Origin of the sequence: Streptomyces showdoensis, assembly GCF_039535475.1 — a bacterium.
Classification (GTDB): domain Bacteria; phylum Actinomycetota; class Actinomycetes; order Streptomycetales; family Streptomycetaceae; genus Streptomyces; species Streptomyces showdoensis.
In genome coordinates this window covers 1,560,922-1,579,766 of sequence record NZ_BAAAXG010000026.1, presented here as the reverse complement: position 1 = coordinate 1,579,766, position 18,845 = coordinate 1,560,922, and the positions used below count along the sequence as shown (strand labels likewise).

17 protein-coding genes and 1 tRNA gene are annotated in these 18,845 nt (G+C 73.7%); 11 read left to right on the top strand and 7 right to left on the bottom strand.

Annotated features, from left to right (window positions below; translation table 11 throughout):
* Window positions 1-6: 6 nt before the first annotated feature.
* Both ABD981_RS20135 and ABD981_RS20130 read right to left on the bottom strand, forming a co-directional pair.
* A complete protein-coding gene (locus ABD981_RS20135; protein WP_046912017.1) occupies window positions 7-768 on the bottom strand; it encodes a YcnI family copper-binding membrane protein in 762 nt (253 codons plus the stop codon).
* A gap of 149 nt (window positions 769-917) precedes the next feature.
* Window positions 918-1,718, bottom strand: coding sequence for a hypothetical protein (locus tag ABD981_RS20130; protein WP_046912018.1), 801 nt, complete (start codon window positions 1,716-1,718; stop codon window positions 918-920).
* Between the two features lie 219 nt (window positions 1,719-1,937).
* On the opposite strand from ABD981_RS20130, the gene ABD981_RS20125 reads away from it, so the two are divergent.
* On the top strand, window positions 1,938-2,381 hold the full coding sequence (locus ABD981_RS20125) for an ATP-binding protein (protein ID WP_345530036.1): 444 nt from the start codon (window positions 1,938-1,940) through the stop codon (window positions 2,379-2,381).
* A 163-nt stretch (window positions 2,382-2,544) separates the two neighbouring features.
* Here ABD981_RS20125 and ABD981_RS20120 read toward each other — a convergent pair whose 3' ends face one another.
* Together ABD981_RS20120 and ABD981_RS20115 are read right to left on the bottom strand one after the other, a co-directional pair.
* A complete protein-coding gene (locus tag ABD981_RS20120; protein ID WP_046912403.1) occupies window positions 2,545-4,014 on the bottom strand; it encodes an aminopeptidase P family protein in 1,470 nt (489 codons plus the stop codon).
* Window positions 4,015-4,123: 109 nt separating this feature from the next.
* A complete protein-coding gene (locus ABD981_RS20115; RefSeq protein WP_123955283.1) occupies window positions 4,124-5,551 on the bottom strand; it encodes a PP2C family protein-serine/threonine phosphatase in 1,428 nt (475 codons plus the stop codon).
* A gap of 550 nt (window positions 5,552-6,101) precedes the next feature.
* Here ABD981_RS20115 and ABD981_RS20110 point away from each other — a divergent pair.
* Window positions 6,102-6,830, top strand: a complete 729-nt coding sequence (locus ABD981_RS20110) for a bifunctional DNA primase/polymerase (RefSeq protein WP_046912405.1) — start codon at window positions 6,102-6,104, stop codon at window positions 6,828-6,830.
* A gap of 167 nt (window positions 6,831-6,997) precedes the next feature.
* Window positions 6,998-7,609, top strand: a complete 612-nt coding sequence (locus tag ABD981_RS20105; protein ID WP_338058664.1) for a hypothetical protein — start codon at window positions 6,998-7,000, stop codon at window positions 7,607-7,609.
* 201 nt (window positions 7,610-7,810) lie between these two features.
* On the opposite strand, the gene ABD981_RS20100 is transcribed toward ABD981_RS20105, so the two are convergent.
* The 3 genes from ABD981_RS20100 to ABD981_RS20090 all read right to left on the bottom strand — a co-directional run bounded on the left by ABD981_RS20100 (window position 7,811) and on the right by ABD981_RS20090 (window position 10,770).
* Window positions 7,811-8,788 (bottom strand): DUF5926 family protein, encoded by a 978-nt coding sequence (locus ABD981_RS20100; protein WP_046912406.1) that lies wholly within the window; start codon window positions 8,786-8,788, stop codon window positions 7,811-7,813.
* A 484-nt stretch (window positions 8,789-9,272) separates the two neighbouring features.
* Entirely contained in the window at window positions 9,273-9,875 is a 603-nt protein-coding gene (locus ABD981_RS20095; protein WP_123955285.1) for an ATP-binding protein, read from the bottom strand.
* Window positions 9,876-9,948: 73 nt separating this feature from the next.
* The gene (locus ABD981_RS20090; protein ID WP_046912408.1) at window positions 9,949-10,770 is read right to left on the bottom strand and encodes a glycerophosphodiester phosphodiesterase; all 822 of its coding nucleotides are present in this window, start codon (window positions 10,768-10,770) and stop codon (window positions 9,949-9,951) included.
* A 166-nt stretch (window positions 10,771-10,936) separates the two neighbouring features.
* Here ABD981_RS20090 and ABD981_RS20085 point away from each other — a divergent pair, with 166 nt between their 5' ends.
* From ABD981_RS20085 to ABD981_RS20050, 8 genes are all read left to right on the top strand, one after another.
* Window positions 10,937-12,466, top strand: coding sequence for a S1C family serine protease (locus tag ABD981_RS20085; RefSeq protein ID WP_345530031.1), 1,530 nt, complete (start codon window positions 10,937-10,939; stop codon window positions 12,464-12,466).
* Window positions 12,467-12,520: 54 nt separating this feature from the next.
* Window positions 12,521-12,607 (top strand) — tRNA-Ser (locus ABD981_RS20080).
* A 385-nt stretch (window positions 12,608-12,992) separates the two neighbouring features.
* Entirely contained in the window at window positions 12,993-13,304 is a 312-nt protein-coding gene (locus ABD981_RS20075) for a hypothetical protein (RefSeq protein WP_046911295.1), read from the top strand.
* Between the two features lie 216 nt (window positions 13,305-13,520).
* Window positions 13,521-14,693 carry an acyl-CoA dehydrogenase family protein gene (locus tag ABD981_RS20070; protein ID WP_046911296.1) on the top strand — a complete coding sequence of 391 codons (1,173 nt, stop codon included), beginning with the start codon at window positions 13,521-13,523 and terminating at the stop codon, window positions 14,691-14,693.
* Window positions 14,690-15,712, top strand: coding sequence for a bifunctional MaoC family dehydratase N-terminal/OB-fold nucleic acid binding domain-containing protein (locus tag ABD981_RS20065; RefSeq protein ID WP_046911297.1), 1,023 nt, complete (start codon window positions 14,690-14,692; stop codon window positions 15,710-15,712). The genes ABD981_RS20070 and ABD981_RS20065 overlap by 4 nt, the downstream gene beginning before the upstream one ends.
* Before the next feature lies 1 nt (window position 15,713).
* Window positions 15,714-16,949 carry an acyl-CoA dehydrogenase family protein gene (locus ABD981_RS20060; protein WP_046911298.1) on the top strand — a complete coding sequence of 412 codons (1,236 nt, stop codon included), beginning with the start codon at window positions 15,714-15,716 and terminating at the stop codon, window positions 16,947-16,949.
* A gap of 23 nt (window positions 16,950-16,972) precedes the next feature.
* Window positions 16,973-17,377, top strand: coding sequence for a MaoC family dehydratase (locus tag ABD981_RS20055; protein WP_046911329.1), 405 nt, complete (start codon window positions 16,973-16,975; stop codon window positions 17,375-17,377).
* Window positions 17,374-18,540, top strand: a complete 1,167-nt coding sequence (locus tag ABD981_RS20050) for a lipid-transfer protein (RefSeq protein ID WP_046911299.1) — start codon at window positions 17,374-17,376, stop codon at window positions 18,538-18,540. Before ABD981_RS20055 ends, ABD981_RS20050 begins: the two co-directional genes overlap by 4 nt.
* Window positions 18,541-18,845: the final 305 nt, after the last annotated feature.

The window sequence follows — 18,845 nt, the reverse complement described above, 5'->3', positions numbered from 1 at the left end:
CGGCCGTCAGGCCGAGCGGCGGCGTCCGGCGAGGACACCGAAGGCGATGCCGGCGAGGCCCACGAGGATGCCGACCACGCCGAGCACACGGGCCGCGCTGTCGGTCGAGCTCGCGGCCTCCTCGTGGCCCGCGGCCTTCTCGTCGTGACCGGCCTTCTCGTCGTGGTCGGCGGCCTTGTCGTCGGCGGCCGGGGCGGCGCCACCGTGGTGGTCACCGGTCGCCGCGGACAGCTTCAGCACCGGGGCGGGGTTCTCCGGCTCCGGCGCGCCGTCCTTGGGCTCCTCGATCCAGCGCACGACCTCGTTGTTGTCGTAGGTCTGGACGGCCTTCAGGACGAGCCGGTCGGCGTCCTCGGGCAGCTGGCCGAGGGAGAGCGGGAACTGCTGGAACTGGCCGGGGCCGATCTTCGAGCCGTCCGCGGTCCAGGTGACCTTGGCGACCGCCTCGTTGATCTTCTTGCCGTGCAGCTCCAGCGGCTTGGCCAGCTTGGCCTTGGTGACCTCGACCTTCCAGCCGGGGACCGGCTGCGGCATCACGGAGGCCAGCGGGTGGTCGGTGGGGAAGTTGACCTCGACCTTGACGGTGGAGGCGTTGTCGCGCTCGTTCGGCACCTTCACGTTGACGGTCGCGTAGCCGCCCTTGGCGGCCTCGCCCTGCGGCTGGACGCCGACGTGCGCGGAAGCGGTGCCGGCCAGCAGCAGGACGGAGGCGACGGCGGCGCCGCCGGTGAGGACGGCGCGGGAGAGGTGGGTACGGGAAACGCTCATGGCAGAAGACACTCCAGCTCGAAGGAGAAGTCGGAAAACCGGACGCCGTGACGTGCCGTGGAACCGGCACGTCAGGGATGCGGCGCATCGTCCGGGGGGCCGTCCGGCGCACGGACGACCGCGGATCCGCTCCCTCCGAGCGGTCCGCGTCAGGCTGCGAGGACGCAGGATGCGGCCGGGGGGCCGCGCCTGATCACGGTGTGCTGGAGTGCCTCGGCCACCGGCGGCGGCGAGGAGTCGAAGGCGGTGCGGGCGGGGCCGCGCGGCCCGGTGGCCGGAACCCCCGGCAGCCCGGCGAGCAGGGCCCGTACGAGGGAGAGCGCGGCGCGCAGCGAGCGGACGAGCGCGCAGGCGGCGAGCTCGGTGGCGCCCTGCGCGGAGAGCCGGACCAGCCGGGTCAGCGCGAGGTCGCCGCGGCGCAGCAGCCAGCCGGTGGCCAGCGCGGCCAGCAGGTGGCCGAGCAGCATGGGCAGGCTGGGCACCAGTTCGGCCGCCCGGGCGGCGGTGGTCGCGGCGCTCGTGCCGCTCATGCCGGCCATGTGGCCGTGCCCGGTGGCGGCGGCCGGGGCGAGCCCCGCGTCGCTGACGATCCGGGCCGCGTCGGCGGGGCTCAGGGACGTGCCGCCCTGGCCGCAGACGAGCTTGGCGGCCATCCGGACGAGGGCCTGGTCGGCCTCGGCGCCCATGGCGAGCCGGCGCTGGCCGAACCCGAAGAGGGCGTGCAGGCCGAGCTGTCCGACCGTCAGCGCACCGACGATGGCGGGCAGCGAGCGCTCGCGTCCGGTGAAGAGCACGGTGATGCCGAAGACGCCGAGGAAGCCGGCGGCCATCGACCACAGCGCGATCCCCGCGCAGGCGGCCAGCGCGTGGCCGAGCGCGGACAGCACGACACAGACCGCGGTGAACACCGCGGCCCTCAGCATGCGTGGCGCTAGCGCGGGGGCAGACATGGCGGGCCCATCATCGCACCAGCCCCACCCCTCCCATACGGCAGGTCCGGAAGGTCACTCTTGGGCGCGTTAGGGGTGACATACACCGGCGCACGGGAGGAGTGCATCCGCCGAACGGGCGCTCTTGACGGGGCTCGGGGCTTATGGACCACGCGGGACGGCAATACGTATCGGTATGTCGTGCCGCAGCATGTCGAGCCGCAGCCAGGAGGCTGGAGCATGAGCATCTGGTGGTCCCTGCATCTGCGGCGCGAGGCTGCGAGCGTGCCGCTCGCCCGGCGGCTGCTGCTCGGCACGATGGAGACCGCGGGCGTCGACCCGGACGTGTCGTACGAGCTGTCGGTGGCCCTGACCGAGGCGTGCGCCAACGCCGTCGAGCACGGCGGCACGGTGGACCGGGGCGAGGGTTCGCAGGCGTACCGGGTCACCGCCTATCTCGACGGCGAGACCTGTCGCATCGAGGTGGCCGACTCGGGCCCCGGCTTCGCCCCGGCCCCCGAGCGGCGTCCGGCGGCGCCCGACGCCGAGAACGGGCGGGGGCTGCGGCTGATCGAGGAGCTCGCCGACCACGTCCACTTCGGGCGTACCGGCCGGGGCGGCGCGCTGGTCAGCTTCGACAAGATCATCAAGTGGCGCCCGGACGCCCCGCTGGCGCTGACCTGACCCTCGGCCCCCTGCCCCCTGCCCCCTGCCCCCTGCCCCCTGCCCTCTGCCCTCTGCCCTCTGCCCTCTGCCCCCTGCCCTCTGCCCCTTTGACCCGCATCCGCATCCGGACGCGCGAGGGCCCCGCCGACCGGAGTCGGCGGGGCCCTGTCCGTGCGTACGGTCAGCCCTTCAGGCCGGCCATCCACGCCTCGACCTCGTCGGAGCGGCGCGGCAGCGCGGCCGAGAGGTTCCGGTTGCCGTCCTCGGTGACCAGGATGTCGTCCTCGATCCGGACGCCGATGCCCCGGTACTCCTCGGGCACGGTCAGGTCGTCGGCCTGGAAGTAGAGACCCGGCTCGACGGTCAGGCACATGCCCGGCTCCAGCGTGCAGTCGACGTACGCCTCGGTGCGCGCGGCGGCGCAGTCGTGGACGTCCATGCCGAGCATGTGGCCGGTGCCGTGCAGGGTCCAGCGGCGCTGCAGGCCCAGCTCCAGGACGCGCTCGGCCGGGCCCTCGACGAGGCCCCACTCGACCAGCTTCTCGGCCAGCACGCGCTGGGCCGCGTCGTGGAAGTCGCGGTAGGAGGCGCCCGGCTTCACCGCGGCGATGCCGGCCTCCTGGGCCTCGTACACCGCGTCGTAGATCTTGCGCTGGATCTCCGTGTACCGGCCGTTGACCGGCAGGGTGCGGGTGACGTCGGCGGTGTAGAGCTCGGTGGTCTCCACGCCGGCGTCGAGCAGCAGCAGGTCGCCGGAGCGGACCGGGCCGTCGTTGCGGACCCAGTGCAGGGTGCAGGCGTGCGGGCCGGAGGCGCAGATGGAGCCGTAGCCGACGTCGTTGCCCTCGACCCGGGCGCGCAGGAAGAAGGTGCCCTCGATGTAGCGCTCGCTGGTCGCCTCGGCCTTGTCGAGGACCTTGACGACGTCCTCGAAGCCGCGGGCGGTGGAGTCGCAGGCCTTCTGGAGCTCGGCGACCTCGAAGGCGTCCTTCACGAGGCGGGCCTCGGAGAGGAAGACGCGCAGCTCCTCGTCGCGCTCGGCGGTGACCTTGTCGGTCAGCGCGGCCTCGATGCCGGCGTCGTGGCCGCGCACGTTGCGGACCGGGCCGGTGGCCTCCTTGAGCCGCTCGGGCAGCTCGCGGACGTCCTTCGCCGGGATCCCGAGCAGCTGCTCGGCCTCGGCGAGGGAGTTGCGGCGGCCGACCCACAGCTCGCCCATGCCGTCCAGCCAGAACTCGCCGTTCTCGCGGTTGGAGCGGGGCAGCAGGTAGATCGTGGCCTGGTGGCCGTCCTCGGACGGCTCCAGGACGAGCACGCCGTCGTGGGTCTGGTCACCGGTGAGGTACGCGTACTCGGTGGAGGCGCGGAAGCCGTACTCGGTGTCGTTGGACCGGGTCTTCAGGTTGCCGGCCGGGATCACCAGGCGCTCGCCCGGGAAGCGGGCGGACAGCGCGGCGCGACGGTCGGCGGTGTGCCCGGCCTGGGCGATCGGCGCCAGGTCGTGCAGCTCGGTGTCGGCCCAGCCGGACCGCATGTTCTCGGCGAGCTCGTCGGAGACGCCCGGGTACAGGCCGTTCTTCCGCTGCTTGATCGCCTGCTCTTCGGACTCCTCCGGGGTCTCCGGGGTGTCCGGCGTGAGCTCATCGGCCACGGGTCTGCCTCCTCTGGTACGACACTGAACCGTTCCCATCGTACGGTCGTGCGGAAGGGGGCCCAGAGCCGGAAGACCCATTACCGGCGGGTCAGGACGGTGGCGGTTCTCACTCGAAACGCGCGGCGAGCAGCACGACGTCCTCGTCCGCGGCACCCGGACCGCCCGGTCCGCCGGGTCCGCCCGGTCCCTCGGGCAGTACGGTCCGCAGCACGTGATCGGCGACGGCGCCCGGATCGGCCCGGTCCGCCTTCGGTACGCCCGCGGCGGCGGCGTGCAGCCGGGCGAAGGCCCGGTCCATGGGCTCGCCGGTGCGCCGGAGCAGCCCGTCCGTGTACAGCAGCACCGTTTCTCCGGGCTGCGGGGAGAGCTCCACGCTCGGCGCCTCCCAGCAGGCCAGCATGCCCAGCGGGGCGGAGAGCGAGGTCTCGACGTACTCGGTGCGCTGTTCGCCGACGACCAGGGGCGGGGTGTGGCCGGCTCCGGCGAGCACGATCCGGCGGGCCTGCGGCTCGCAGTAGGCGAAGAGCGCGGTCGCCGAGCGCGCGGGCTCGGTCAGCCGGAGCAGCAGTTCCAGGTCGGAGAGGACGGCGACCGGGTCCTCGCCCTCCATCACCGCGTACGCGCGCAGCGAGGCGCGCAGCCGTCCCATGGCGGCCAGGGCGCTCGGCCCGGCGCCCGTGACGGAGCCGACGGCCAGCCCGAGGGCGCCCTCGGGCAGCGGCAGCGCGTCGTACCAGTCGCCGCCGCCCCGGGGGCCGGTGAGGTGGCGGGCGGCGAGCTGGACGCCGGGGACCCGGGGGAGGCGGCTGGGCAGCAGTTCCTCGGCGACGGTGGCGACCCGGGCGCGGGCCCGCTCGACCTCCAGGAGGCGGGCCAGGTGCTCGGTGGCGAACCTGCCGTACAGCTGGACGAGGTGGCGCTGGCGCTCGACGGGCTCCGCGGGCTCGTCGTAGAGCCAGACGACGGCGCCGAGCCGGCCGGCCTGCTCGGTGGCCAGCGGCAGCGCGTAGCTGGCGGCGTAGCCGAGGCGGGCGGCGACCTCGCGGTGGCGCGGGTCGAGGTCCTCCTCGCCGCGCAGGTCGGGGATGGCGATCGGGCGGGGCAGCGAGCCCTCCGGCAACGGGTCGAGCCCGTCGAGGATGCGTCCGTAGGAGGTGACGCTGCGCGGCACGGTCTCGATGGTGCCGAGGTCGGCGTGGGCGAGGCCGAGACCGACGGTGGCGGCCGGGCCGAGACCGTCGGCGGGTTCGAGGACGGCCATCCCGCGGCGGGCTCCCACCAGGGTGGCTCCGGCGCGCAGCAGCTCGTGCAGGGCGTCGTCGAGGCATCCGGTCCTGATCAGGGACTCGGTCAGTTCATGGAGGAGGGTGAGGTCCGAGACCCAGCCGGCCAGGCGGTCCTGGAGCGGGCCGTCGGTCGGGCCCGGCGGGGCGGACACGGCGGGCCCCGGCGGCTGAGGAACGGCCGCAGTGTGCGGGGGAAGGGAAACAACGGAATCGATTCCGGCCACTTTCGGCGCACGCGGCGTACTCATGGCACGCGGCTTTCCGACCTGCGCGTTTCATGCAATAGCATCGCAAACCCCCAAGTCATTCTGCGCCGCTACCCAGGGATCCACATCTACACGCACATGTAGATCGATGTCCAGCATTGTCACCTTGGGACTTGTGGTGTCCGTGAGATGCGGCGAGAGGGTTGAAGACTAGGGGAAGTTGGCTGAAAATTGCCCCCAGCGTGCACCATTTGCGGTCGACTGGCGTCGTTTGAAAGCGCGTCATTTTGAGCGGGACGGGTACGTAATCGGTGACGGGCAGGGGCAGTTGGACACGCCCCTGAATACGGACGCGGAACCCGGGCGTCCTCATCACCGCAGGCCGCACCCTCCAACCGAGTGGCGGGGAACCTCCACCGCCAGGACCGGCCGGCAGCGACTGCCGAGCCTGGATGCAGCTCGTACGCGCTGAGATGCATGCTGAGACGCACGCTGAGATGCACAGTGATACGCACGGTGAAGAGATCCGCACGTGGAGTCACGCACGTGGTGTGATGTGGATTCGGCGTTCAACGGAAAGGAACGAGCGCTCATGCGCGAGATCCTCGGAAGGCGACGCAGGCTCCGGTTCCGGCGCAAGGCGCGCGAGGAGCGCGAGACGGCCGTCGCCCAGCTCGACGCGGCGCTCCGGTGCGCCACCGAATGGGACTGGCCCGTGCTGCCCGGCGCGGGACTGCGGACCGCGGGGCCGAAGGCGACGGGGGCGCGCGCCCTGCTCGGCGCGCCGGCCGCCGTGAGCTGCGCCTGCCCCGACCCCCAGTGCGTCGTGCCCGGAGCGCACCCCTTCGACCCCGGCCTGCTCGCGGCCACCACCGACGCCCGCATGATCCGCTGGTGGTGGAGCGGCCGGCCGACGGCGCCGGTCCTGCTCGCCACCGGCGGCCGGGCCCCCTGCGCGGTGAGCCTGCCGGCCGTCGCGGGCGCCAGGGCCCTGGCCGCACTGGACGCGCTGGGGATGCGGCTCGGCCCGGTCGTGGCCTCGCCCACCCGATGGGCGATCCTCGTCGCCCCGTACAGCCTCGAACGGCTCGGCGAGCTGCTCTACACGAAGGACAGCGTGCCCAGTTCGCTGCGCTTCCATGGAGAGGGCGGCTATCTGCCGCTGCCGCCCTCCGTCATCGGATCCGGGCAGGTCCGCTGGGAGCGGGCGCCTCTGGAGGGTTCGGCCCGGCCGTGGCTGCCGGACGTGGAGGCGGTCGTGGACGCCCTGGTCGAGGCGAGCACGAGCATGCCGGGCGGCGGCAGCAGACTCGCGTACTGAGGACGGCGCCCCGGCGGGGCGTCGCTTGCGCCGGCGCGGGCGTTCACCCGAACGGGTGTGGAGCACCCCGGCATCCAGGGGAAACGGGCGCGCGGCCCGTCGCCCGCCCGCCGGCCGCCGCTATCTTCGCCCCGAGGGGTCGTTCCGGAGGAACAGGTGGCTGCGGCATGGGGCAGATGAGTCCGGCGAAGCTCCGCGCGATCGGGCTCGGGACCGCGGTGGTCATCGCCGTCCTGGTGCCGATCGCGGCGACGGCGGGTCCCGCGGGGACCCCGTCCGGTCCCGCCGCCACGGGAACCGGTTCCGGCGGTTCCGGCGGTTCCGGCGACGCGAAGCCGAAGGACCTCCTCGCGGAGCTAGGACTGGGCCCGGGACGCCCGGCGGCCGCCGGCCCGGCTCCCGCTGCCGCTGGAGCCGTCGCGTTGCCCTCCGCCACCCGCTGCGGACCCGAACTCGCCTCCCCCGACGGGGTCGAGGCGCAGACCTGTGTGGTGACCGAGGGCGCGGACATCCGGGCGCGCACGTACTACCGCAACGCCACCGGTCAGGAACTCGACGCCGTCCTCACCCTGATGGCCCCCGGAGGCCGCACCGTGCAGGTGCGCTGCGCGGTCGCGGCGCAGGACGAACCGGGGGCGTGCGAGACGCCGCGGGAGCCGGTCAGGGGTGGCCCCGAGGGATATTCGGCGGTGTCGGAATTCGCCGGTGCGGGGGAGGGTGACAGCACTCCGCTGCTGCTGCGCTCGGGGAGCAACGCGGCCGGACCGGACGGTAGTTGAACCGTACGCGGGCATGAGAAGGCCCGATCGCTGGCGACGGGGGGATGCACCAGCGACCGGGCTTCCAGAACGGTAACAAGAGATCTGCCGTTCGCAAATTCGATCTCGGTTATTCGGACAGGGATTTAGGCCTGCGAACGAGGGGTTGTGGCGGAAGTCACCGACTGGTCGGTCTGTCCGTCACGGATACCACCTGGGGTATCAGCTGAGCGTGACCTGACGGTTGGTGAGACCGCCCCGGGCCCGGCGCTCCTCGATGCTGAGCGGCGCGTCCGAGGCGAGCGCCCCGGCCAGCCGCTCGGCGAACTCGGCCGCCGGCTTCTCGCAGTCCTCCGCCGTCATCCCGGTCGGCAGGTCCCAGACCGGGACCATCAGGCCGTGCGCGCGGAAGGAGCCGACGAGCCGGGTGTCCGGGCCGAGCGAGGACGTGCCGGCTGCCTGGAGCCGGGCCAGCGCGTCGAGCAGCTTCTCCTCGGCGTGCGGCATGACCCAGCGCAGGTGGTTCTTGTCCGGGGTCTCGCACCAGTAGGCCGCGTCCACGCCGGTCAGCTTGACCGTGGGGATGGCGGCGGCGTTGGCGCGCTCCAGGGAGGCGCTGACCTCCGGGCTGGAATTGTCCGAGGACTCCGGAATCCAGAATTCGAAACCGGTGTGCACGTCCGGCGCGAAATCGCTGTTCGGGTCGAGCAGGTCCTGCAGGCGCGGACCCTCCGGCGTCACCCGGTGGGGGGCGACCGGCGTGCCGGGCTCCGCCTCCAGGGCGCGCTGCAGGGTGTCGGCGAGGTCGCGGGCGAGGTCGCCGGAGGACGAGTCGTTCTGCAGCGCGAGCAGCACGGAGCCGTCGTCGCGGCGCAGCGCGGGCCAGGCCATCGGGAGCACGGTCGCCAGGGTCACCGACGGAACGCCCTCGGGCAGTCCGTCCTTGAGGGTGAGCGGCACGGTGGCGGCGGGCACCAGCTCGCGCAGCGCGACCCAGTCGCACTCGCCGGGCAGCCCCTCGAAGGGGCGCTGGACGAGCTCGGTCACGGCGTGCGCGGCGGCCCGCCCGTGACACGCCTTGTAGCGGCGGCCCGAACCGCAGGGGCACGGCTCGCGCGCGCCGACGACCGGGATCTCCCCGCTGGTGACCTGTGCCTGGCCGGCCTTGCCGGGCTTCGTCTGGGGGCGCTTCTTGGCCATGGTGTGGCTTTCTCCCGATCGCGGCGGTGCTGTCTCGGGCGCGAGCCTAGCCGCACGGGATCCCCGGTGCCGGGATGCGTGCCGCGATACGGCCGCCGCCGGGCTCCCGCCCGGCCGGGATCTGGACGGCATCCGGCCGGGATCTGGACGGCATCCGGCCGGCATCCGGCCGGGATCTGGACGGCATCCGGAGGGAATCCGGAGGGAATCCGGAAGGCATCCGGACGGTCGCGCCGACCCGGACCGGGGTCCGGGACGTCGTCCGGATGACGACTCCGCAGGGGGCCGCGCTCGGCCGTGGCCGTGGCCCGGGATCCCGCCATGGGTGCACCGGGGCCGGGGTCCGGCGATGGGCACCTCTCGCGGTCCGCCGGGCCCTGGGGCCTGGGTCCTGTCACGATGCGCCGGGCCGTGGACCCTGACCCCAGTCACGATGCGCCGCGCCGTGGACTCTGGCTCCTGTCGCGGTGCGCCGGGACCCCGCCTACTCCAGCTCGTCGTACGCGTCCAGGAAGTCCAGTCCGGAGCCGCCGCCGACCCGTGCCGCGAAGTCCTCGCGGCGGTGGCCCTCGGTGACGACCACCCAGACCGTGACCTCGCCGGTCGCGCTGTCCCGTACGCCCCAGTCCTGTGCCAGCGCGCTGATGATGTTCAGCCCGCGGCCGCCGCGCGCGGTGACCGAGGGCGTGGCGGGAACGGGCCTGGTCGGGCCACCGCCGTCCGTCACCTCGACGGTCAGTCCGCCCGCTCTGTCGATGCTCCAGGCCGCCCGCACGTCGCCGTCGCCCACGTCCGCCCGGCCGAGCGGTCTGCCGTGCCGACACGCGTTGCTGAGCAGTTCGGAAAGGATCAGCACCGCGTCGTCGACGACCGTTTCGGACATCCCGCTGCGGTGCAACTGCTCCCGCATCCGGTGTCGCGCCTTGCCCACGCCCGCAGGGCCATGGGGTACGGCCATGCTCGACGACGTGGGCACCTCCTGTGCCACCACCAACGCCACCCCCGAGACCTCCTTTGCCCCACGCCACGGTGTGAATGCCCCAATGGCCTGGACCGGAAACCGGCCAGTACGGGTCCGGTGACGCACTCGTGACGATCGCGTACGTCCCGAACGCGCCGGGGCACACCCCGTACCCCTGTGACAGGCGGGACGCAGGGGGTTAAACGCGGCCCAACTGGGACAGCACGAGCTTCGGCCGGTTGGTGATGATCGCGTCGACGCCGAGCCGCTCGCACAGCTCCACGTCCTCCGGCTCGTCGACGGTCCAGACGTGCACCTGGTGGCCGGCCTTCTGGAGCCGCAGGATCACGGCGGGGTGGTGCCGGACGATCCGGATCGAGGGTCCGGCGATCCGCGCGCCCGCGGGCAGCCGCCCGTCGCGCAGGCGCGGGGTGACGAACTGGGCGAGGGAGACGGTGGGCAGGGTCGGCGCGGCGGCGGCGATGCGGTGCAGGGAGCGGGCCGAGAAGCTCATGACGCGCACGGGGGAGTCCTCGGGCGCGGCCGGCGCGGCCAGCCCGAAGCGGTCGAGCAGCTGGAGCAGCTTCTCCTCCACCTGGCCGGCCCAGCGGGTGGGGTGCTTGGTCTCGATGGCCAGCTCGATCCGCCGCCCGGCGTCGGAGACCAGCTCCAGGAGCCGCTCCAGGGTGAGGACGGAGGTGGCTCCGGGGTCACCCCAGTCGGGGCTCTCGCCGGCCTCCTCGCGCCCCTTCCAGGTGCCGAAGTCGAGCGCGGCGAGATCGGCGAGCTCCAGGGCGGAGACGGCGCCGCGGCCGTTGGAGGTGCGGTTGACGCGCCGGTCGTGGACACAGACGAGGTGCCCGTCGGCGGTCAGCCGTACGTCGCACTCCAGGGCGTCGGCCCCGTCCTCGATGGCCTTCACATAGGCGGCCAGAGTGTGTTCCGGGGCGTCCTCGGAGGCCCCGCGGTGGGCGACCACCTGGACGGGGAGGCGGTTCGGTTGCTGCGGTGCGTGGGTCACCGCGACATGGTAAGGCTGTGTCTGATATGCCCCCATATAAAGAAGAGGGGTGCGGACACACAGCTCCGGCTTACAGTGGCCTGACGCCCGGTGGGAAAAGCTGAGCACAGCACCTTGGACCAGGCATCCACCCACCCACACCCGTGCAGTGAACGAGGAGAGAGCTGTGAGCACCGAGAACGAGGGCACGGCGGTTCCGGCGGACCGGAGTGCCCCGTCCGCCCCTCCCACGCCTCCCACGCCTCCCGCCCCGCCCGTGGCCCCTCCGACGCCTGCCGCCGCCGCGGAATCGCCCGAGCCGCCGCGCGCCGAGCCCCAGGGCGGGGCCCAGGAGCACCCCCAGGCCCAGGAGCAGCCTCCCGCTCCTGCCGCCTCCCCCGCCCCTGAGCCCACCCCGGCCCCGGCCCCTGAGCCGGCTCCGGCCCACACCCCCGCCTACGGCTCCACTCCCGCCCACGCACCCGCCCATGCCCCCGTCCCCGCGCCCGACGCGGCCGGCGGCGGCTGGCCCCCCGCCCCGCCCGCGGTCCCGTCCTGGGGCGCGCCCGTGCCGCCGGCCCCCGAGCCCCCGCGCAGGCGCGCGGGCGGCCTGGTGGCGGCCGTCCTGGTCGCCGCGCTGGTCGCGGGCGGCGTCGGCGGCGGCATCGGCTACTGGGCGGCGACGCAGCGCGACGACGACCCGACCGCCTCGACCACCGTCTCCTCGGGCGACTCCCCCGCCTCCTTCAAGCGCGACCCCGGCACGGTCGCCGCGGTGGCGGCGAAGGCGCTGCCGAGCGTGGTCACCATCCAGGCGAAGTCCGGCGGTGCCGAGGGCGAGGGCGGTACGGGCACCGGCTTCGTCTACGACAAGGAAGGCCACATCGTCACGAACAACCACGTGGTGGCCTCCGCGGCGGACGGCGGCACGCTCTCCGTGACGTTCTCCAACGGCAAGACGTACGACGCCGAGGTGGTCGGCCGCGCCGAGGGCTACGACGTGGCCGTGATCAAGCTGAAGAACGCGCCGTCGAACCTGACGCCGCTGCCGCTGGGCGACTCCGACCGGGTGGCGGTCGGCGACTCGACGATCGCGATCGGCGCGCCCTTCGGCCTGTCGAACACGGTGACCACCGGCATCATCAGCGCGAAGAACCGTCCGGTCGCCTCGGGCGACGGCTCCAGCGGCAAGAACTCGTACATGAGCGCCCTGCAGACCGACGCCTCGATCAACCCGGGCAACTCGGGCGGCCCGCTGCTCGACGCGAGCGGCGCGGTGATCGGCATCAACTCCGCGATCCAGTCGGCCGGCAGCGGCTACGGCCAGTCGCAGGCGGGCTCGATCGGACTCGGCTTCGCGATCCCGGTCAACCAGGCCAAGAACGTGGCCGAGCAGCTGATCAAGACGGGCAAGCCGGTCTACCCGGTGATCGGCGCGACGGTGAACATGCAGGAGAAGGGCGAGGGCGCCACCATCGCCGCGCAGGGCTCCGGCGGCACCCCGTCGGTCACCCCGAACGGCCCGGCGGCCAAGGCGGGCCTGAAGGCGGGCGACGTGATCACGGCCTTCGACGACCACCCGATCGACAGCGGCCCGACCCTCATCAGCGAGATCTGGACCCACAAGCCCGGCGACACGGTCAAGATCACCTACGAGCGCGGCGGCAAGACCGCCACGGCCACGGTCACCCTCGGCGAACGCACGGGCGACAGCTGATCCTTTGCGGTCCCGGTACTCTGTAGCTCGCTCCGCCCTCCGTGGGCGGGCGAGGGTGGGTTGCCCGAGCGGCCTAAGGGAACGGTCTTGAAAACCGTCGAGGCAGCGATGTCTCCGTGGGTTCAAATCCCACACCCACCGCGGGACCTGGAACGGCCCCCGACCGGTAGTCACCGGTCGGGGGCCGTTCTGTCTTCCGGCTCGGAGGCCGTTCCGTTTCGGGCGGAAGGGCAGATTGGCTGAAAAGCTGCCGAAACGCTTCACCTCTTGGGGGAGCCGGGTTTCCGCGCCGTTTCGCGCCCTCCTGGGCGGTGAGCTGGGGCTTTGCCGTGGTCGAGGGGGTTTATCGACTTGTCCTCACGCTTGCGGGGGAATCGGGCGCTAGGGGGTGGTTCGACGGGGATTCGGTGGGCAACTCTGATCTCGCGACGTCGAGCAGGAAACGACCGAGGCGGACGGCCAACCGCCTTGGAATGAGCAGCAGTTCGCAGCATTCAGAGAGCTTTCAGTTCCCGGAGGAACAGACATGGCAAGCATCCGTACCGCCCGCGTCATCGCCGCTGTCGCCGCCCTGCCCCTGGCCGCCGCCCTCTTCACCGGCGTGGCCCAGGCCGACAACGGAGGATTCGCGGACAACGGATCGAACACCAGCGTCGCCACGATCATCGGCAGTGGTGTGGGTGGCAACAACCACGGCAACTCCACCACGACGCAGCAGGTGGCGACCGGTTCCGGTGCCTCCAATCAGAACAACACCGCGAGCGTGAACGGCTCGGCCTTCACCCACATCGACCAGTCCAACGTCAACACGGTGGTCAACTTCTATCCGTGGTGGTAACCGGCCCGACGGGGGGAACGTCCGCGGGGTGAACGACGGCCTGTGCGGCGGCGCTTCGGCGCCGGCGCGCGGGCCGTCCTCCGTTGCGCCGCCTCGCGCGCCCCCGCCGGTGCGCGGGCGGGCTTCCGAGGGCGCCGTGACCTTGACAGGCGGACTAAATCTGACGGACAGTCAGAAACCTTAGGTGGAAGTCCTGTCCCGACGAGAGGCGTCGCCGTGCACCTCGCCCCGACCGAACGGCAACTGCGGCTGCGCGCCGAACTCCGCGCGTACTTCCGCGACGTGATGCCCGACGGGCCCCCGCCCCCCGCCGACTCCGCCGCCCAGCGCCGGCTGCTGCGCCGCATCGGTGACGACGGCATGCTCGGGCTCGGCTGGCCCGAGGAGTACGGCGGCCAGGGCCGCGGCCCCGACGAGCAGTTCGTCTTCTTCGACGAGGCCTACCGGGCCGGCGCCCCCGTCTCCATGGTCACCCTCAACACCGTCGGCCCGACCCTCATGAAGTACGGCACCGAGGAGCAGAAGGCGTACTTCCTGCCCCGCATCCTGCGCGGCGAGACCGTCTTCGCGATCGGCTACAGCGAGCCCGAGGCCGGCACCGACCTGGCCTCGCTGCGCACCCGGGCCGTCCGGGACGGCGACTCCTGGCTGATCGACGGGCAGAAGGTCTTCACCTCGAACGCCCAGAACGCCGACTGGATCTGGCTCGCCTGCCGCACCGACGCCGACCCCGGCACCCTCCGCCACCGGGGCATCTCGATCGTCCTCGTCCCGACCGACGCGCCCGGATTCTCCTGGACCCCGATCGAGACCGTCGGCGGGCTCACCACCACGGCCACCTACTACGACTCCCTCCGCGTCCCGGCCGGCAACCTCGTCGGCCCCGAGAACGGCGGCTGGGGGCTCATCACCAACCAGCTCAACCACGAGCGGGTCGCGCTCGCCGCGATCGGCATGCAGGCCGAGGACTTCTTCGCGGCGGCGCTCCGGCACGCCCGCACCCCCGACCCCGTCACCGGGGAGCGCCGGATCGACGAGCCGTGGGTCCGCATCCGCGCCGCCGAGGCCCACGCCCGGCTCGCCGCCACCCGCCTGCTCAACTGGCGGCTGGTCGGCGAGGTCGGGGCGGGCCGGCTGGCCCCCGGGGACGCGAGCGGCGTGAAGTTCGCGGGCACCGAGTCGGCGGTCGAGGTCTACCGGATGTGCCAGGAGATGGCGGGCGGCGCCGGACTGGTCCGGGCGGGATCGCCGGGCGCCCTCGGCGACGGCGAGCTGGAGCGGATGAACCGGGCCGCCCAGATCAACACCTTCGGGGGCGGGGTGAGCGAGGTGCAGCGCGAGATCGTCGCGACGATGCGGCTCGGCATGAAGGGCAGGGGACGGCGATGACCCAGGACCGGCCCGGGACGGCCGCCGCGCCCACCCCGCCCACCCCGGCAGACGACTCCCTCTACCCGCGCCTGAAGGCGTACGAAGGGCGGCCGGCCGCCGTCGGCGGCACCGGCAAGGACCCCGTCAACGAGCCGATGATCCGCCACTGGTGCGAGGCGATGGGCGACACCGGCCCCGCCTACCGGGGCCCCGACGCCGTCGCCCCGGCCACCATGCTCCAGGCGTGGACCATGGGCGGCCTGTCCGGTCACACCGACCGCTCGGGGGCGTACGACCAGCTGTCGGCCCTCCTCGACGGCGCCGGGTACACCTCCGTCGTCGCCACCGACTGCGAGCAGGAGTACCTGCGGCCGCTGCGCCCCGGGGACGCGATCACCTTCGACGCCGTCATCGAGTCCGTCTCGCCGCGCAAGACCACCAAGCTGGGCACCGGCCACTTCGTCACGACCCGGATGGACGTACGGGCGGGCGGCGAGCTCGCCGGGACCCACCGGTTCCGCATCCTCAAGTACGCGCCCGCCGCACGCCCCGCGACCCCGGAGGCGAACGGGGTGAAGGGGGTGAACGGGCTGAAGGAGGCGAAGGGGGCGAAGGAGGCGAAAGAAGCGGCCAAGGCCAGGCGGCCCCGCCCCGTCGTCAACCGCGACAACGCAGGCTTCTGGGCGGGCGTGGCCGAGCACCGGCTGCTCATCCAGCGCTGCGGCGACTGCGCGACCCTCCGCTTCCCCTGGCTGCCCGGCTGCAACGCCTGCGGCTCCCGCCACTGGGACACCGTCGAGGCGAGCGGCGAGGGCACCGTCTACTCGTACGTGGTGATGCACCACCCGCCCTTCCCGGCCTTCGACCCCCCGTACGCGGTCGGGCTCATCGAACTGGCCGAGGGCGTGCGGATGGTCAGCAACGTCGTCGGGGTGCCCTACGACAAGGTGCGGATCGGGATGCCGGTCCGGCTGGAGTTCCTGAAGGCGGACGAGGAGCTCGAACTCCCCGTCTTCCGCGCGGGAGGCGAGGACTGACATGGACTTCACGCCCACGGAGGAGCAGCAGGCCGCGCGGGAGCTCGCCGCGCGGATCTTCGGCGACCTCGCCACCCCCGAACGGCTCGCGGCCGCCGGCACCGGCGCCGACGCCGAGCTCTGGAAGGCCCTGTGCGCCTCCGGACTGCCCGGCGCCGTCGAGGAGACCGGGCTCCTCGGCCTCGTCCTGCTCGCCGAGGAGCAGGGCCGCACGACCGCGCAGGTGCCCTTCACGGCGACCTGCGTGTACGGGCTGCTCGCCGTCTCCCGGCACGGCACCGGTGAGCAGCGCGCCCGGCTGCTGCCCGGTCTGCGCGACGGCACGACGGTGGTGACCGGCGCCTTCCCGGCGCTCGCCGGAGCGGGAGCGGTACGGGCGGACGCCGAGGGCCGGCTCACCGGCACCCTGGACCGGGTGCCCTGGCTGCGGGACGCCACCCACGTCCTGGTCCCGGCCGCGGACCGGTCGCTGTGGCTGGTCCGCACGGCGGACGCCGGCCGTCCCGTCGAGCCCGTCGAGCTCACCGCGCCCTGGTCCGCAGGACGCCTGGTCCTCGACGGGGTCCCGGCCGAGCGGCTCGGGGAGCGGCGGGACGGGGAGCGGCCGGTCGGGGCACGGTCGGACCGGGCGACCGCCGAGGGCGCCGACGACCCGCCGTACCGGGCGACGGCCGCCGAGGGCGCCGACGACTCGCCGTACCGGGCGACGGCCGCCGAGGGCGCCGACGACTCGCCGTACCGGGCGACGGCCGCCGAGGGCGCCGACGACTCGCCGTACCGCGATCCCTACGACGACGTGCTCGCCGCCGCCAGGATCGCCTTCGCCGGGCTCCAGGCCGGGGTCTGCGCCGGGTCGCTGGCGCGCGCGGTCGCCCACACCTCGGAGCGGCAGCAGTTCGGACGTCCGCTCTCCTCCCACCAGGCCGTGCAGCTGCGGGCCGCCGACGCCCACATGGACACCGAGTCCATCCGGGTCACCGCCTACGAGGCGGCCTGGCGTCACGACGAGGACCTGCCCGTGGGCGAGCACGCCCTGACGGCGGCCTGGTGGGCCGCCGAGGCGGGCAAACGGGTCGTGCACGCCGGCCAGCACCTGCACGGCGGGCTCGGCGCCGACCTCGACCACCCCGTGCACCGGCACTTCCTCTGGGGCCGGCAGCTCGACGCGTACCTGGGCTGCGGCACCGAACTCCTCGCCGAACTGGGCGACCTGCTCGCGAAGGGAGCGGACGCGTGACCGCCGACCGTGTGACCGCCGCCGTGCGGGCCGGGGACGAGCTGGCCCCGCTCGTCGTGCCGATCACCCGCACCCTGATCGTCGCCGGGGCCGTGGCCTCCCGCGACTACCAGGACGTGCACCACGACGCCGAGCTCGCCCGGGCGAAGGGCTCCCCGGACATCTTCATGAACATCCTCACCACCAACGGCCTGGTGGGCCGGTACATCACGGACCGCTTCGGCCCGGGGGCCGTGCTCCGCAAGGTCGCCATCCGGCTCGGCGCGCCCAACTACCCGGGGGACACCATGACGCTCACCGGCACGGTCACGGAGGTCGACGGCGGCACCGTCCTGGTGCGGGTGGTGGGCGCCAACGGGCTCGGTCACCACGTCACCGGGACCGTGACGGTGGAGCTGCCGGCGCCGGGAGAGGAGCGGGCCCGATGAGCGTCCGCGGCCGGGACTCCCTCGGCGGCCGGGCCGCCATCGCCGGGATCGGGGCCACCGAGTTCTCCAAGGACTCGGGCCGCAGCGAGCTCACCCTCGCCGTCGAGGCCGTGCACGCGGCGCTCGACGACGCGGGGCTCACCCCCGCCGACGTCGACGGCCTGGTCACCTTCACCATGGACACCAGCCCCGAGATCACCGTCGCCCAGGCGGCCGGCATCGGCGAGCTGTCCTTCTTCTCGCGCGTGCACTACGGCGGCGGCGCCGCCTGCGCCACCGTCCAGCAGGCCGCCCTCGCCGTCGCCACCGGCGTCGCGGACGTCGTCGTCTGCTACCGGGCGTTCAACGAGCGTTCCGGCCGCCGCTTCGGCTCCGGGGTGCAGCAGCGCGAGCCGTCCGCGGAGGGCGCGGCGCTCGGCTGGCAGCTGCCCTTCGGGCTGCTCACGCCCGCCTCCTGGGTGGCCATGATCGCCCAGCGCTACCTCCACGCGTACGGGCTGACGCCGGAGGCCTTCGGCCACGTCGCCGTCACCGACCGCCGCCACGCGGCCCGCAACCCCGCCGCGTACTTCCACGGCAAGCCGATCACCCTGGAGGACCACGCCGCCTCCCGCTGGATCGCCGAGCCGCTGCGGCTGCTCGACTGCTGCCAGGAGACCGACGGCGGCCAGGCCCTCGTCGTCACCTCCACCGAGCGCGCCCGCGACCTGCGCCGCCCGCCCGCGGTGATCGTGGCCGCCGCCCAGGGCGCGGGGCGCAACCAGGAGGCGATGACCAGCTTCTACCGGGACGACCTGACCGGGCTCCCGGAGATGGGCGTGGTCGCCCGGCAGCTGTGGCGCAGTTCGGGGCTCGCGCCCGACGACATCGACGTGGGCATCCTCTACGACCACTTCACCCCGTTCGTGCTCATGCAGCTGGAGGAGTTCGGCTTCTGCGGGCCGGGGGAGGCGGCGGCGTTCGTCGCGGCGGACGCGCTGCCGCTGAACACCCACGGGGGCCAGCTGGGGGAGGCGTACCTGCACGGGATGAACGGCATCGCGGAGGCCGTCCGGCAGATGCGCGGCACCTCCGTGAACCAGGTGCCCGGGGCGGCCAGGACTCTGGTGACGGCGGGCACCGGGGTTCCCACGTCCGGGTTGATCCTGGGCACGGACGGCTGAGGACGGGGCCCCAGCGGTGGCCGTGCGGGCCGCGGCGCTCTTCACTCGCGCCATGGACGCCATGGACGCACCGGAGACGCCCGCCCCGCCCGCGCCCCGCCGCCGGACCGGCCGCCGGGTCAGCCGCCTGGGCACCCGCCGGGACGGCGGCCGCACCCGCATCCCGACCCGCCGCCGCGACAGCCGCCGGGCCGGGAGCCGAGACAGCGCCCGCGACAGCCGCCGGGTGGGCGGCCGGGTCGGCCGCCGTGACAGGCGCCGGGTCGGCCGCCGCGACAGCCGACGGTTCGGTCCCCGGGCCGGCC

What these genes read in the sequence shown, in the direction of transcription:
- ABD981_RS20050 (WP_046911299.1), top strand. Translation starts at nt 17,374, where the DNA reads ATGAGCGTCCGCGGCCGGGACTCCCTCGGCGGCCGGGCCGCCATCGCC.
- ABD981_RS20060 (WP_046911298.1), top strand. Translation starts at nt 15,714, where the DNA reads ATGGACTTCACGCCCACGGAGGAGCAGCAGGCCGCGCGGGAGCTCGCC.
- ABD981_RS20125 (WP_345530036.1), top strand. Translation starts at nt 1,938, where the DNA reads ATGAGCATCTGGTGGTCCCTGCATCTGCGGCGCGAGGCTGCGAGCGTG.
- ABD981_RS20115 (WP_123955283.1), bottom strand. Translation starts at nt 5,551, where the DNA reads ATGAGTACGCCGCGTGCGCCGAAAGTGGCCGGAATCGATTCCGTTGTT.
- ABD981_RS20100 (WP_046912406.1), bottom strand. Translation starts at nt 8,788, where the DNA reads ATGGCCAAGAAGCGCCCCCAGACGAAGCCCGGCAAGGCCGGCCAGGCA.
- ABD981_RS20130 (WP_046912018.1), bottom strand. Translation starts at nt 1,718, where the DNA reads ATGTCTGCCCCCGCGCTAGCGCCACGCATGCTGAGGGCCGCGGTGTTC.
- ABD981_RS20105 (WP_338058664.1), top strand. Translation starts at nt 6,998, where the DNA reads ATGGGGCAGATGAGTCCGGCGAAGCTCCGCGCGATCGGGCTCGGGACC.
- ABD981_RS20110 (WP_046912405.1), top strand. Translation starts at nt 6,102, where the DNA reads ATGCGCGAGATCCTCGGAAGGCGACGCAGGCTCCGGTTCCGGCGCAAG.
- ABD981_RS20135 (WP_046912017.1), bottom strand. Translation starts at nt 768, where the DNA reads ATGAGCGTTTCCCGTACCCACCTCTCCCGCGCCGTCCTCACCGGCGGC.
- ABD981_RS20065 (WP_046911297.1), top strand. Translation starts at nt 14,690, where the DNA reads ATGACCCAGGACCGGCCCGGGACGGCCGCCGCGCCCACCCCGCCCACC.
- ABD981_RS20075 (WP_046911295.1), top strand. Translation starts at nt 12,993, where the DNA reads ATGGCAAGCATCCGTACCGCCCGCGTCATCGCCGCTGTCGCCGCCCTG.